Annotated in this window: 15 protein-coding genes; all 15 read left to right on the top strand. The window is 61.0% G+C overall.

What is annotated here, in order from left to right; translation table 11 throughout:
- Positions 1 to 61: 61 nt before the first annotated feature.
- Positions 62 to 1,273: a precorrin-6y C5,15-methyltransferase (decarboxylating) subunit CbiE gene (gene cbiE, locus H8F21_RS25860; protein ID WP_203585627.1), complete on the top strand. Its 1,212-nt coding sequence runs from the start codon at positions 62 to 64 to the stop codon at positions 1,271 to 1,273.
- On the top strand, positions 1,266 to 2,363 hold the full coding sequence (locus H8F21_RS25855; protein WP_203585626.1) for a cobalt-precorrin-5B (C(1))-methyltransferase: 1,098 nt from the start codon (positions 1,266 to 1,268) through the stop codon (positions 2,361 to 2,363). The genes cbiE and H8F21_RS25855 overlap by 8 nt, the downstream gene beginning before the upstream one ends.
- Entirely contained in the window at positions 2,360 to 3,091 is a 732-nt protein-coding gene (locus H8F21_RS25850; protein ID WP_203478880.1) for a cobalt-precorrin-6A reductase, read from the top strand. Before H8F21_RS25855 ends, H8F21_RS25850 begins: the two co-directional genes overlap by 4 nt.
- Positions 3,092 to 3,150: 59 nt before the next feature.
- Positions 3,151 to 3,381 (top strand): type II toxin-antitoxin system VapB family antitoxin, encoded by a 231-nt coding sequence (vapB, locus tag H8F21_RS25845; RefSeq protein ID WP_136478350.1) that lies wholly within the window; start codon positions 3,151 to 3,153, stop codon positions 3,379 to 3,381.
- Complete coding sequence (gene vapC, locus H8F21_RS25840; protein ID WP_136478351.1) at positions 3,381 to 3,791, top strand: type II toxin-antitoxin system tRNA(fMet)-specific endonuclease VapC; 411 nt, start codon at positions 3,381 to 3,383, stop codon at positions 3,789 to 3,791. Before vapB ends, vapC begins: the two co-directional genes overlap by 1 nt.
- Before the next feature lie 102 nt (positions 3,792 to 3,893).
- Positions 3,894 to 4,331 (top strand): NfeD family protein, encoded by a 438-nt coding sequence (locus H8F21_RS25835; RefSeq protein ID WP_203585625.1) that lies wholly within the window; start codon positions 3,894 to 3,896, stop codon positions 4,329 to 4,331.
- 23 nt (positions 4,332 to 4,354) lie between these two features.
- A complete protein-coding gene (locus H8F21_RS25830; protein ID WP_203478878.1) occupies positions 4,355 to 5,212 on the top strand; it encodes an SPFH domain-containing protein in 858 nt (285 codons plus the stop codon).
- Positions 5,213 to 5,332: 120 nt separating this feature from the next.
- A complete protein-coding gene (locus tag H8F21_RS25825; protein WP_203542861.1) occupies positions 5,333 to 5,719 on the top strand; it encodes a DUF2946 domain-containing protein in 387 nt (128 codons plus the stop codon).
- A gap of 46 nt (positions 5,720 to 5,765) precedes the next feature.
- Positions 5,766 to 6,236, top strand: coding sequence for a copper chaperone PCu(A)C (locus H8F21_RS25820; protein WP_203478876.1), 471 nt, complete (start codon positions 5,766 to 5,768; stop codon positions 6,234 to 6,236).
- Between the two features lie 19 nt (positions 6,237 to 6,255).
- Positions 6,256 to 6,684 (top strand): DUF2946 domain-containing protein, encoded by a 429-nt coding sequence (locus H8F21_RS25815; RefSeq protein WP_203585624.1) that lies wholly within the window; start codon positions 6,256 to 6,258, stop codon positions 6,682 to 6,684.
- Between the two features lie 80 nt (positions 6,685 to 6,764).
- Positions 6,765 to 8,831, top strand: coding sequence for a TonB-dependent copper receptor (locus tag H8F21_RS25810; protein ID WP_203585623.1), 2,067 nt, complete (start codon positions 6,765 to 6,767; stop codon positions 8,829 to 8,831).
- A gap of 57 nt (positions 8,832 to 8,888) precedes the next feature.
- Positions 8,889 to 10,256 (top strand): PepSY-associated TM helix domain-containing protein, encoded by a 1,368-nt coding sequence (locus H8F21_RS25805; RefSeq protein WP_203542857.1) that lies wholly within the window; start codon positions 8,889 to 8,891, stop codon positions 10,254 to 10,256.
- Between the two features lie 126 nt (positions 10,257 to 10,382).
- Positions 10,383 to 11,171, top strand: coding sequence for an ABC transporter ATP-binding protein (locus H8F21_RS25800; protein ID WP_203585622.1), 789 nt, complete (start codon positions 10,383 to 10,385; stop codon positions 11,169 to 11,171).
- On the top strand, positions 11,168 to 12,115 hold the full coding sequence (locus H8F21_RS25795) for an ABC transporter substrate-binding protein (protein WP_203585621.1): 948 nt from the start codon (positions 11,168 to 11,170) through the stop codon (positions 12,113 to 12,115). The genes H8F21_RS25800 and H8F21_RS25795 overlap by 4 nt, the downstream gene beginning before the upstream one ends.
- Positions 12,112 to 13,122, top strand: coding sequence for a FecCD family ABC transporter permease (locus tag H8F21_RS25790; protein WP_203542855.1), 1,011 nt, complete (start codon positions 12,112 to 12,114; stop codon positions 13,120 to 13,122). Before H8F21_RS25795 ends, H8F21_RS25790 begins: the two co-directional genes overlap by 4 nt.
- Positions 13,123 to 13,181 lie beyond the last annotated feature (59 nt).

Below are 13,181 nucleotides of genomic sequence, written 5' to 3'. Positions count from 1 at the left end.
CTGCTTTGTCCAAAGGCATGAAAAGCCTGCCGGTCGGATTGCTGGGTATTGAGGAAAACACATGTCGCCCTGGCTGACAGTAGTAGGTATCGGTGAAGACGGTTTCAGTGGTTTGGGCAAACCTGCCCGCCGCGCGCTGCTGGGCGCCACCAGGGTTTTTGGCGGCCAGCGCCAGCTGGATCTGCTACCACGCTGTATTAGCGGCGAACGCCTGCTGTGGCCCAGCCCCTTTTCCCTGGCGCCATTGCTGGCACTGCGCGGGGAGCCGGTGTGCGTGCTGGCCAGCGGCGACCCGATGTTCTTCGGGGTCGGAGCCAGCCTCGCCCGCCAACTTGCACCTGAAGAAATGCGCGTGTTGTCGGTGCCCTCCTCCTGCGCACTGGCTGCAGCTCGGTTGGGCTGGCCACTGCAGGAGGTGACGATACTGTCAGTGGTCGCGCGCCCACTGGCGGCGCTGAACGCGCATGTATACAGCGGCGTACGCTTGCTGGTGCTGAGTAACGATGGCAGCAGCCCCGCAGCCATCGCCAGCCTGTTGTGCGAGCGCGGCTTCGGCCCCAGCCGCTTGCATGTGTTCGAGCACCTTGGTGGCGCTGAAGAAGACCACCTGCAAGGTACCGCCGAACAGTGGTCGCATACCCGCGTCGCAGACCTCAATCTGCTCGCCATCGAATGCCTGGCATCCGCCGATGCCCCACGCCTGTCTCCGCTGGCGGGCCTGCCAGACGCGGCCTTCAAGCATGACGGCCAGTTGACCAAGCGTGATGTTCGCGCCATTACCCTCGCCCGCCTGGCACCACAACCGGGCGAGTTGCTTTGGGACGTGGGCGCTGGCAGTGGCTCGATCAGTATCGAGTGGATGCGCGCCCACCCAAGCTGCCGGGCGCTGGCCATTGAGTCCGATGAAGGGCGCCAGCTGTTGATCGAGCACAACCGCGATGCCCTTGGTGTTCCCGGCCTGCAGTTGATCCGCGGGCGAGCACCACAAGCGCTGGCAGGACTGGAGCGTCCCGATGCAATCTTTATCGGCGGTGGCGTAACCCGCGAAGGCGTGCTGCAAGACTGCTGGCAGCATTTGCGCCCGGGTGGTCGCCTGGTGGCCAATGCGGTCACCCTGCAAAGCGAGCTGGCTCTGGTTAACTGGCGTGAGCAGCATGGCGGTGAGTTGACCCGCATCCACATCGCCCAGGCGCAGCCACTGGGGGAGTTCGACACCTGGCGCCAAGCCCTGCCCATCACCCTGCTAGAAGCGATCAAGCCTGCTGATGCGTGACGAAACCCAGGAACAACCCGCCCCGTTGCGCAGCGGTCTGACCACCGGCAGCTGCGCCACAGCCACCAGCCTTGCCGCGGCGCGTCTGCTGCTGAGCGGTGTTGAAAGCGATGCAGTGCAGATCACCCTGCCCAAGGGCAAGCAAGTGCAGATGCGTCTGGAGTTCTGTCGCCTGCATCAGAATGGCGCTGAAGCCGGCACGCTCAAGGATGCAGGTGATGACCCGGATGTAACCCATGGTGCCCTGCTCTTTAGCCGCGTGCGACTGCTGCAAGAGCCGGGCGTGCGCTTTGTTGCCGGCACTGGAGTGGGCACGGTGACTCGTCCAGGCCTGGTTCTGGCGGTGGGTGAACCGGCCATCAACCCCGTGCCACGCAGAATGATTACCGAGCACCTGCAGCAACTGGCGGTTGAGTGCGGGTACAACGGCGGCTTTGAAGTGACGGTAAACGTCCAGGATGGCGAAAGCCTGGCGCTGAAAACCATGAATCCGCGCTTGGGCATTCTCGGCGGCCTGTCAATTCTTGGCACCAGCGGCATCGTCCGGCCGTTTTCCTGCTCGGCCTACATCGCCTCGATCCACCAGGGCATCGACGTAGCCAAAACCAACGGTTACCTGCATATCGCTGCCTGTACCGGCAACGCCAGTGAAGACACCATGCGCCGGGTCTACAACCTACCGGAGATTGCGCTTATCGAAATGGGCGACTTTGTCGGTGCCGTGCTCAAGCATCTGCGCAAGGTGCCTGTGGATAAACTCAGCGTGTGCGGCGGCTTTGGCAAAATCAGCAAGCTCGCGGCCGGCCACATGGACCTGCACAGCCGTCACTCCAGCATCGACTTGCCGCAGCTGGCGCGCTGGGCTGCCGACATCGGTGCCAGCAGCGAGCTACAAGCCGCGATCTGCCAGGCCAACACCAGCCAGCAGGCATTGGCCATGGCCAGCGCTGCAGGCATCGCCCTCGGCGATGCAGTTTGCGCCCATGCCCTGGCGTTCGCTCGCAGCGTGGTGCCGGTGCATGTGCAGGTCGAAGTGTTCGCCATTGATCGCCAGGGCGGCATCGTCGGCCATGCAGGGCGCTTTGCATGAAACGTATTCTGTTGTTGGGCGGCGTCACCGAAGCGTTGGCCATCGCCCGAACCCTGGGGCCTGAGCATGTCTACAGCCTGGCCGGGATTGGTCGAATACCCACCGACCTGAACTGCCAGGTGCGCGTTGGCGGCTTTGGTGGGGCTGAAGGTTTGGCCGCGTACCTGCTTGCCGAGAAAATCGACCTGCTGATCGACGCCACCCACCCCTATGCCGCACAAATCAGCGCCAATGCAGCCCGCGCCGCACAGCTCAGCAACGTTGCCTGCTGGGGGCTGAGACGACCCGCTTGGCAAGCCCAGCCCGGTGATGACTGGCGTGAAGTCGCGGACTGGGCCGAATTAATGCGCGCGCTCCAAGCATTCCGGCGCCCACTATTCACCTTGGGCCGCGAGCCCTTGCAACATCTGCATGAAATTCCCGCAGCACACTTCTGGACCCTACGCGCCCTCGAATCCTGCCCTGCCAATGAGCGCTGCGAAGTCATCGGCGCGCGCGGCCCGTTCCGCCTGGAAGACGAGCGCGCACTGTTCGAGCGCCGGCAGATCGATGTGCTGATCAGCAAGAACAGTGGCAGCGTTGCCACCGAGCCCAAGCTGGAAGTGGCTCGGGAACGTGGCGTACCGGTGCTGGTGCTTAAGCGGCCGGAGTTGCCGCCAGTCGATCGAGCGTTTTTTGCTGTCGATGAGTTGCTTGCTGCGTTAGCGGCGGCGCGTATATCCCATTGACATATACCTTATTCAGCATAGACTTTGACATACATTCAGACTTTCCAAGGAGGCCCTCAATGGACCAAGGTGCCGTCTTCAAAAGCAACCGCAGTCAGGCCATCCGCTTGCCAAAGTCCGTCGCACTTCCGGAAGAAATTACCCGCGTGGATGTGGTCGCCATCGGCCGAACGCGGATCATTACACCTGCAGGCGAAGCTTGGGATAGCTGGTTCGAGGGCGAATGCGTCAGCGCGGATTTCATGGCTTCACGGGCGCAACCCGCTGATCAGGAGCGCGAAGGGTTCTGATGCTCAAGTACATGCTCGACACCAACATCTGCATATTCACCCTTAAGAACCGGCCTCAGGAAGTCCGGGAAGCGTTCAACCGCCATCACGGTCAGCTGTGCATCAGCACAATTACACTTATGGAATTGTTTTACGGTGCCGAAAAATCTGCCGCCCCTGAGCGTAATTTATCCGTGGTCGAAGGCTTTGCCGCACGCCTTGAAGTTCTCAGTTACGACAATCTTGCAGCGGCCCACAGTGGTCAGCTACGCGCGGAATTGGCCAAGGCTGGAACACCCGTCGGCCCCTACGATCAAATGATCGCAGGACATGCCCGTTCGCTGGGCCTTATTTTGGTAAGCAATAATCTACGCGAATTTCAGCGAGTTCCGGGATTGCGAGTGGAGGACTGGCTGAACCCAGCCAACTAAAAAACCCACCGTTTTTTACAGTTGCTTCAGAATTTTCTGAATGCCCGCCACTACCCTGCTGCCTTACACTACGCCCCTCCTCCCCTGGAAGAATTCGCCCATATGGAAATGCAATGGTGGATCTGGCTGGTGTTCGGTTTCGGGCTGATTGTGCTCGAACTCGCACTGCCGACGTTCTTCATTCTCTGGTTCGGCGTTGGTGCGGTACTGGTTTCACTCCTCGCCTATCTGCTGCCCAACCTGCAACTTGATATGCAGGTGTTGCTCTGGGCGGTGTTCTCGTCGATCACCACACTGTTGTGGTTCAAGGTTTTGCGCAGGAAGAAGCCAGATACCCGCTGGACCGCTGACAATGTGATCGGTGAAGTCGGTCTGCTTACCGCACAGGTCTCTGAGTTCCAGAAAGGCCGCGTGCGTTTTCAGAAGCCGATCCTCGGTAACGAGGAATGGGTGTGCGTCGCAGATGCCCAGATTCCCTCCGGCGAGCGCGTTCGTATCGCTGCCATCGAAGGCAATATTGTCCGGGTCACCCGGGCCTGATCAGTAAAAGGAAGCATTGACTCATGACCAGTCTTATCGTCGCCGGTACTATTGCCGCGTTCGTCATCATTACCCTGTTCAAAGGGGTACGCATCGTGCCGCAAGGCGAAGAATGGATTGTCGAGCGCCTGGGTCGCTACCACAGCACCCTGAAGCCGGGCCTGAACATTCTTATTCCGTACATGGACGTGGTCGCCTATCGCCTGCCTACCAAGGACATGATCCTCGACGTGCAGCAGCAGGAAATCATCACCCGTGACAACGCGGTCATCGTCGCCAATGCACTGTGCTTTGCCAAGGTCGTTGATCCGCAGAAAGCCGCCTACGGCGTACAAGACTTCGCCTACGCAGTAACCAGCCTGACCATGACCTCGCTGCGTGCCATCGTCGGCGCCATGGACCTCGATGAAGCGCTGTCCAGCCGTGAACAGATCAAGGCCCGCCTGCGCGAAGCCATGTCGGAGCAGACCGAAGACTGGGGCGTGACCGTGCGCTCGGTCGAGATTCAGGACATCAAGCCATCGGAAAACATGCAGTCCGCCATGGAACGCCAGGCCGCTGCCGAACGTGAGCGTAAAGCCGACGTCACCCGCGCCGAGGGCGCCAAGCAGGCCGCCATTCTTGAAGCCGAAGCACGCCTGCAATCGGCCAAGCTCGACGCAGAAGCACAGATCAACCTGGCGCAAGCTTCGGCACAGGCGATCACCCTGGTGAAAGAAGCCGTAGGCAGTGAAATCACCCCAGCGATGTACCTGCTGGGCGAGCGCTACATCGGTGCCATGGAAAACCTGGCCAGCAGCAACAACGCCAAAGTCGTGGTGCTTCCAGCTGACCTGCAGGAAACCGTGCGCGGATTGATGGGGCGCAATAAAGCGGTTTGATACCCGGCTACAATCAAAAACGCCGGGCCTCTGCGACACTTCATCGCACGCCTGGCTTTTTTACATATACTTTCAACTCTGGCTAAATAGCCACCACTCGATTCCTGACCGGATCTTTCCATGCACTCACATCGGCTTGCCCATGCCTGGATCGCCTGCTTTGCAGTGCTGTTCAATCTGCTGGCTATGCCGTTGTCTGCTGCCACGCCAAAAACTCCGAGCGAACAACTGCTTTGGGGCGCGTTCTGTTCCACTGGCGGCACCAAGCTGATCGCCATTTCCCTGGGTCCCATCGATGGTGCCCAGCAAAACGATGATCACTCGACCATGCAGCATTGCTGGTGCTGCTCCGGTGCTGCGCCGTTGTTGGCGCTGCCTGGGCATCCACCGCGCTTTTTGCTGCCTGCGCAGGCGTTCGCGGGTCCACCTGTGCTGCTCACTGCCAGCCAGCCGACGCCACGCCAGCTATGGCCGGCCCTGAACCCACGCGCCTCCCCTCTGGCCTGATTCACTACGCTATCTGTTGCGAACCTGAATTGACTGGAGAATCACCATGTTCAAGAATGCCCTGCTGCTGGCTGCTCTGATGCTGCCGGCAACCTTTGCCAACGCCCACGAATACACCAAGGGCGATCTGCACATCACCCATCCGTGGTCACAGGAACTGCCACCCAACGCGCCGAACGTTGCCGCCTACTTTGTCGTCCATAACAACGGCACGACGGCCGATACCTTGTTGAGCGTGGATAGCCCGATCAGCGACGACGCCCAGTTGCACGAACATGTGCACAAGGACGGTCTGATGAAAATGCAGCAGGTGCAACGCGTCGAGGTCCCTGCAGGCAAGGACTTGGTGTTCGCCCCTGGCGCCTACCATGTGATGTTGATGCAGCCCAAGGATCGCAGCCTGCTTACCGACGGCAAGCGCTTTCCTTTGACCATGCACTTCGAAAAGGCCGGCGATGTAACCGTGGAAGTCGTGGTTCAGAAGCAGGCCCCCGAGGGTGAAGTACACAGTCACTGATCGCTGACTGCAGCTCGCCATGAGCATCGTCCGCAACAGCCTATCCCGCACCACGCGCCCTGACACAAAAAGGGCACGCGGCAGCTGGCTGAGCCTGTTTGCCATGTTGATGATCTTTATCGGTCCACTGGTTTCCCAGTCGATGCCGATGGATCACCGTGGCATGCCCAATGACATGGGCATGTCGATGTCCATGGACAGCAGCGCTGCCTGCCACGGCGACAGTCATCACGACAGCAACCAGTCCCTGCATGTGATTTGGGAGAAGTGCGGCTACTGCAGCCTGTTCTTCCACTGCCCTGCCTTGCCGCAAGCGCTGAGCCTGCTCAATACCGAGGCAGCGCCTGCCAGCAGTACCCTCATCGTTCAACCCCGCCAAGGCCATGCCCGGCAAAGCGTATTTCCGGGAGCCCGGACCCGCGCGCCACCCTCCTTCCTCATCGTCTGAACACCCCTGTCGCGTTTGCTGGTCCGGCGTATTGCCGCTGACCCGTCGCGCCCTTATTTCCGATCGATGTTGGAATCATTATGTCCAGCTGCACTGCTGTCTTTCATCTGTCCCTGCGCGGGACCCTCGCCGTGATTTGCGGCACCCTGCTCAGCCCCCTCGCCCTGGCTGCCAACCCGCCAGGCGAGGCACACAATCACGAAAATGCCGAACTGAGCCCGACAGTAATCACCGCTGTTGCTCCAAGCTCGCCGCTGACCATCGTCACCAACCCCAAAGACCCACGCCAACCGGTACCGGCAAGTGATGGTGCGGACTACCTGAAAACCATCCCAGGTTTTTCCGCGATCCGCGCTGGCGGCACCAATGGCGACCCGGTACTGCGTGGCATGTTTGGCTCGCGCTTGAATATCCTCACCAATGGCGGGGTGATGCTCGGCGCCTGCCCGAATCGAATGGATGCCCCCACCTCATACATCTCGCCGGAAACCTATGACCGCCTGACCGTGATCAAAGGTCCACAAAGCGTGATCTGGGGCCCCGGCGCATCGGCGGGGACCATTCTCTTTGACCGAGATCCGGAAAAATTCGGCGAGCTTGGCAGTCGCGTCAACGCAAGCCTGCTGGCCGGCTCCAACGGCCGTTTCGACAAGGTCCTCGACACCGCTGCGGGTAACCAGCTTGGCTACGTACGCTTTGTCGGCAACCAATCGCAGTCCGACGACTACGAGGATGGTAATGGCGATACCGTGCCGTCTCGGTGGGACAAATGGAACGGTGATGTGGCGTTGGGCTGGACGCCCGATGCCGACACCCTGGTCGAGCTTACCGCCGGCAAGGGCGACGGCGAGGCGCGTTATGCCGGGCGCGGCATGGACGGTTCCCAATTCAAACGCGAAAGCCTCGGCCTGCGCGTTGAAAAGTCCAACATTGGCGAGGTCTGGGACAAGCTCGAAGCCCAGGTCTACTACAACTATGCCGACCACGTGATGGACAACTACAGCCTGCGCACCCCCTCGGGCATGGGCATGATGGGCAGCCCGATGGTCAGCAACGTCGACCGCCGCACCCTGGGCGGGCGCATCAAGGGCACCTGGCGCTGGAGCGAACTACAACTGATCGCAGGCGTCGATGCTCAGACCAACGAGCATCGCCAGCGCGGCGGTATGGGCATCGATGTACACAAGGACATGGCCTGGACCAAAGATGCCGATTTCCACAACTACGGTGCCTTCGGCGAACTGACCTGGTACGCCGCCGATCAGGACCGGGTTATTAGCGGTGCTCGTCTGGACCGCGCGTCGGCCAAGGACTATCGGGCAACCAGCGCCACCAACGGCGATACCCGAGCAGATACCCTGCCCAGCGGTTTTGTTCGCTACGAGCATGACCTTACAGATATCGCGGCCACCACCTACGTTGGCCTCGGGCACGCCCAACGCTTCCCGGACTACTGGGAGCTGTTTTCACCCAAGTCGGGCCCCGCAGGCTCGGTCAATGCCTTTGACAGCATAAAGCCGGAGAAGACCACCCAGCTGGACTTCGGTATCCAGTATCAAACTGACGACCTGCAGGCTTGGGCATCGGGCTACGTCGGGCAGATCCGCGACTATATTCTGTTCGACTACCGTACCAACATGATGGGCATGAGCAGCTCGCGTGCGCAGAACATAGATGCCCGGATCATGGGTGGCGAACTCGGTGCAGCGTATAGGTTGACCTCCAACTGGAAAGCTGACGCAACCCTGGCCTACGCTTGGGGCAAGAACAGCAGTGATGGCACGGCGCTCCCACAAATGCCGCCATTGGAGAGCCGCCTGGGCCTGACTTATACCCGTGACGACTGGAGCGCTGGCGCACTCTGGCGCGTGGTGGCCGCGCAAAACCGTATCGAAGAGAATTACGGCAATGTGGTCGGCAAGGACTACGAAAAAAGTGCGGGTTTCGGCGTGTTTTCGCTCAATGGCAGCTACAAGGTCAGCAAGAACCTCAAGCTCAGCGCCGGGGTCGACAACCTGTTCGACAAGGCTTACGCAGAACACCTGAACCTGGCGGGCAATGCCGGCTTTGGCTATCCCGCAAGTGATCCACAGGCAATCAATGAGCCGGGGCGCACGCTCTGGACCAAGGTCGACCTGAGTTTCTGAACCTGTTCTAGGCGCGATCGTCGATCGCGCCATACCCTGCCAACATGGGAGCACACCATGAGCAAACCCCCGATAAGCTTTTACAACCTGGCCTGGCGTTGGCACTTTTATGCAGGACTTTTCGTCGCCCCGATCATGATCCTGCTGGCGATCACCGGAATCATCTACCTGTTCAAGCCACAGCTTGACCCGCTGCTCTATCGCAACCTGATGGTGGTAGAAACCGGGCACCACAGACAAAGCGCCGACAGCTTGCTGCAGCAAGTACAACAGGCTTACCCCAAAGGTCAGGTGAGCCAGTATCTGCCGGCCATTGCTACCGACCGTAGCGCGCAGTTCGTGGTCAAGGACGGCGGTCGCGAACTGAATGTCTTCATCAACCCCTACGACGGCCAGTTGCTGGGCGAGCAGGATGCCAAGAACAACCTGCAGGCAGTTGCGCGGGCCCTGCATGGCGAGCTGATGGTCGGCACCATCGGCGATCGCGTGGTGGAGCTGGCCGCAGGCTGGGGCATCGTGCTGGTGGTCTCCGGCTTGTACCTCTGGTGGCCGCGCGGCAAGCGCACCGGCGGCGTGCTTTGGCCACGCCTGAATGCCCGCGGGCGCCTGCTATGGCGCGACCTGCATGCCGTCACCGGTTTCTGGGGCTCGGCCCTGTTGCTGTTGATGCTGCTCAGCGGCATGACCTGGACCGGCTTTTGGGGCGCCAAGTATGCCGATGTGTGGAACACCTTCCCCGCGGCAATGTGGAACGATGTACCGAAATCCGACCAGCAGGCCCGTGAGCTCAACAGCGCCACGCGCCAGACAGTGCCGTGGGCTGTTGAAAACACGCCCATGCCGCAGTCCGGCGCTCATGCCGAGCATGCCGGTCACGCCATGGCGATGAGTGCGCCTGCTGCCCCGCAGGTCAGCCTGGAGCAAATCCAGAACCTGGCCAGCACACGCTCTGTCGAACCGGGCTACAGCATCACCCTGCCCACCAGCGCCGATGGCGTGTACACCATTGCCGTATTTGCCGACGATCCACGCAACGACGCCACCCTGCATGTCGACCAGTACACCGGCAAGGTGTTGGTGGATGTGCGCTGGCAGGACTACAACAATGTTGCCCGCGCCACGGAACTCGGTGTGATGTTGCATGAGGGGAAAATGTTCGGCCCGCTTAATCAGATCATCATACTGCTGGTGTGCCTGATGATCCTGCTCGGCTCCGTCAGCGGCCTGGTGATGTGGTGGAAACGGCGTCCCGAGGGTGGCCTTGGGGTGCCACCCTTGCGTCATGACCTGCCACGCTGGAAGACCGCTACAGTGATCATGCTGATACTGGGTGCGGTGTTCCCATTGGTTGGAGGATCGATGCTGCTGGTGTGGTTGCTCGATCGGATGTGGCGGGTGCGAAGCGTGCAAGCAACTGCCCACTGAAACCGTTAATGCGCAGCGTCTGTGGGGAAGTGTCTTGAGTGGGCGCCAGCCTGTGGTCCGGATGGCATAACACCGGACCCGAGCTGTTAACTGCTAACATGTCCGCCCGTTTACGACAGGATTGTCATGAGTACCCTGAGCATCAGCGACCTGCACTGGTCGCCGTTGGGCCACGGCCATTGTCATCATCAGTTCCAGCTTCGCGAGGTCAACCTGCGGGTCAACGCCGGTGAGTTCGTCGGTCTGATCGGCCCCAACGGCAGTGGCAAGACCAGCCTGTTGCGCTGTGCCTACCGCTTCAACAAACCCGAGCGCGGCCAGATTAGGCTCGATGAGCACGATCTATGGCGACAGTCGCCGCGATGGTGTGCCCAGCGCATCGCTGTGGTACTGCAGGAGTTTCCCGATGCCTTCGGCCTGAACGTCGAAGAAGTGGTTGCCATGGGACGTACGCCGCACAAAGGCCTGTTCGATGGCGACAACGACGAAGATCGCCAACGGGTGAAAGCGGCGCTGCACGCCGTCGGCCTGGGAGGTTTTGACGAGCACAGTTTTGCCAGCCTGTCGGGCGGCGAAAAGCAGCGCGTGATTCTGGCCCGGGCGTTGGTTCAGCAGCCACAGCTGCTGATCCTCGATGAGCCGACCAACCATCTGGACCCTCGTTATCAACTGGAGCTTTTGCAGCAAGTGCGCCGCCTGCGTATTGGCACCCTGGCGAGTATTCACGATCTGAACCTGGCCGCGGCGTTCTGTGACCGCCTGTATGTGCTCGACCACGGCCGTATCGTTGCCAGCGGTACGCCAAGCGAAGTCCTCACAACCGAACTACTGCATAAGGTCTTTGGTGTACAGGCCTTGATTGACCGCCACCCTCTCGCCGACCACCCACGCCTTACCTGGATAACCCAGCGATGATTCGAACCACCCTGCTCCTGCTGCTGGGCCTGCTGACCAGCACCAGCGTTTTCGCCCAGGCCACCCAGTACCCGTTGACCGTGCAAAGCTGCAACCGCCAGGTCACCTTCAACAAGGCCCCTGAGCACGCCTTGAGCCATGACATCAACATGACGCAGATGATGCTCGCCCTCGGCCTGCGCCAGCGCATGGTCGGTTACAGCGGTGTCAGTGGCTGGAAAGCCGTCACGCCTGAACTGCGCAAAGAGCTCGATGGCTTGCCGGAGCTGGCCAGCAAGTATCCGTCGGTGGAAACCCTGCTCAACGCCAATGTCGATTTTCTTTTCGCCGGCTGGGACTATGGTATGCGTGTCGGTGGCGACCTGACCCCACAGACCCTGGCGCCCCTGGACATTGCGGTGTACGAACTGACGGAGTCCTGTGCCTTTGTCATGAAGCGCCCGCCGGCCAGCCTCGACGACACCTATACCGACTTGCGCAACTTGGGCAGAATCTTCGATGTGCAAGCGCGAGCCGAGCAGTTGATCGAGCAGATGCAACAACGCATCGCTGTGGTGCAACAGCGCTTGCCTGCACAGCGCCCGCGCGTGTTTCTATATGACAGTGGCGAAGACCGGGCCATGACCTCCGGGCGCCTGGGGATGCCCCAGGCACTGATTGAGGCTGCCGGTGGTCACAACGTGCTCGACGATATCGAAGCCAGCTGGACGCGGGTCAACTGGGAAAGCGTGGTCGAGCGCAATCCTGAAGTGATCGTCATCGTCGACTACGGCGAAATCAGCGCCGCACAGAAGCAGGCCTTCCTCGAGCAGCACCCGGCATTGCAGTCGGTGCAGGCGATCCGCGACAAGCACTTCGTGGTTATTCCCTATGTGGCAGCCACGCCCAGCCTGGAAAACGTCGAGGCCATCGAAGCCATTGCCGCAGGCCTGCACGGCGCATGAATCGCTATCGGTTGCTGTTGCTCGCTCTGGTTGGCCTGCTGCTGGTGTCCTGCGTGGTATCCCTGGGCTTTGGTGCAGCGCCGGTACCCGTCGAGGTCGTGTGGCGCGTGCTGGCGTTCAAGGTCTTCGGTATCGCCCCCCAGGTACCTGCCTGGAGCACGGGTCAGGAGCATATTGTCTGGCTCATTCGCGTACCACGTATGCTCCTCGCCGCGTTGGTGGGCGGTGGATTGGCCATGATCGGCGCCGTATTACAAGCGGTGACCCGCAACCCATTGGCCGACCCGCATCTGCTCGGCGTCACTTCCGGCGCCACCCTTGGTGCGGTATTGGTGGTACTGCATATCGGTGAAGTGCTGGGCATGCTGACGCTGCCACTTGCAGCGTTCATCGGCGCCCTGTGCAGCATGCTGCTGGTGCTGGCGATAGCCAGCCGCGGCGGCCGGCTCGACAGCGACCGCCTGCTGCTGTGCGGCGTGGCGGTCGCGTTCGTGATGATGGCTATCGCCAACCTGCTGCTGTTTCTCGGCGACCACCGCGCCAGCTCCGCGGTCATGTTCTGGATGCTCGGCGGCCTGGGCCTGGCTCGCTGGGAGCTGCTGCCGATACCGGCGATCAGCGTATTGCTCGGCCTCACCCTATTGCTGGGCATGGCCCGGGCGCTCAATGCGCTGATGGCCGGTGAGCAAACCGCGGTCACCCTCGGTTTGAATGCCCGTTCGGTCCGCCTGGCAGCATTTCTGATCTGCTCGCTGTTGACCGGTGTACTGGTGGCGATCAGCGGTTCCATCGGCTTTGTCGGCCTGATGATCCCGCACATTGCCCGGCGCCTGGTCGGTGCCGAACACACGCGCCTGCTACCGGTGTGTCTGTTGCTCGGCAGCCTGTTCCTGATCTGGGTCGATGTTGCCGCGCGCACGCTGATCTCGCCCGAGGACCTTCCCATCGGCATCGCCACTGCAGCTACCGGCGGTCTGTTTTTCATCGCCCTGATGCGCAAGCGTTGATCGGCGTCAACCGCGCTTTGGTCTTGAGGCATATTGTCGCGGTTGCGCCAGGAAGGCGC

The sequence above is a fragment of the Pseudomonas arcuscaelestis genome, assembly GCF_016881005.1.
Lineage (GTDB): Bacteria > Pseudomonadota > Gammaproteobacteria > Pseudomonadales > Pseudomonadaceae > Aquipseudomonas > Aquipseudomonas arcuscaelestis.
The sequence above is the reverse complement of the archived record's forward strand: the minus strand, read 5'-3'. Positions and strand labels throughout refer to the sequence as shown.

Excerpts from the sequence above, each read along its gene's own strand:
- H8F21_RS25835 (WP_203585625.1), top strand. The coding sequence starts at position 3,894 with ATGGAAATGCAATGGTGGATCTGGCTGGTGTTCGGTTTCGGGCTGATT.
- H8F21_RS25855 (WP_203585626.1), top strand. The coding sequence starts at position 1,266 with ATGCGTGACGAAACCCAGGAACAACCCGCCCCGTTGCGCAGCGGTCTG.
- H8F21_RS25830 (WP_203478878.1), top strand. The coding sequence starts at position 4,355 with ATGACCAGTCTTATCGTCGCCGGTACTATTGCCGCGTTCGTCATCATT.
- H8F21_RS25825 (WP_203542861.1), top strand. The coding sequence starts at position 5,333 with ATGCACTCACATCGGCTTGCCCATGCCTGGATCGCCTGCTTTGCAGTG.
- H8F21_RS25795 (WP_203585621.1), top strand. The coding sequence starts at position 11,168 with ATGATTCGAACCACCCTGCTCCTGCTGCTGGGCCTGCTGACCAGCACC.
- cbiE (WP_203585627.1), top strand. The coding sequence starts at position 62 with ATGTCGCCCTGGCTGACAGTAGTAGGTATCGGTGAAGACGGTTTCAGT.
- H8F21_RS25805 (WP_203542857.1), top strand. The coding sequence starts at position 8,889 with ATGAGCAAACCCCCGATAAGCTTTTACAACCTGGCCTGGCGTTGGCAC.
- H8F21_RS25800 (WP_203585622.1), top strand. The coding sequence starts at position 10,383 with ATGAGTACCCTGAGCATCAGCGACCTGCACTGGTCGCCGTTGGGCCAC.
- vapB (WP_136478350.1), top strand. The coding sequence starts at position 3,151 with ATGGACCAAGGTGCCGTCTTCAAAAGCAACCGCAGTCAGGCCATCCGC.
- H8F21_RS25850 (WP_203478880.1), top strand. The coding sequence starts at position 2,360 with ATGAAACGTATTCTGTTGTTGGGCGGCGTCACCGAAGCGTTGGCCATC.
- H8F21_RS25815 (WP_203585624.1), top strand. The coding sequence starts at position 6,256 with ATGAGCATCGTCCGCAACAGCCTATCCCGCACCACGCGCCCTGACACA.
- vapC (WP_136478351.1), top strand. The coding sequence starts at position 3,381 with ATGCTCAAGTACATGCTCGACACCAACATCTGCATATTCACCCTTAAG.
- H8F21_RS25810 (WP_203585623.1), top strand. The coding sequence starts at position 6,765 with ATGTCCAGCTGCACTGCTGTCTTTCATCTGTCCCTGCGCGGGACCCTC.
- H8F21_RS25790 (WP_203542855.1), top strand. The coding sequence starts at position 12,112 with ATGAATCGCTATCGGTTGCTGTTGCTCGCTCTGGTTGGCCTGCTGCTG.
- H8F21_RS25820 (WP_203478876.1), top strand. The coding sequence starts at position 5,766 with ATGTTCAAGAATGCCCTGCTGCTGGCTGCTCTGATGCTGCCGGCAACC.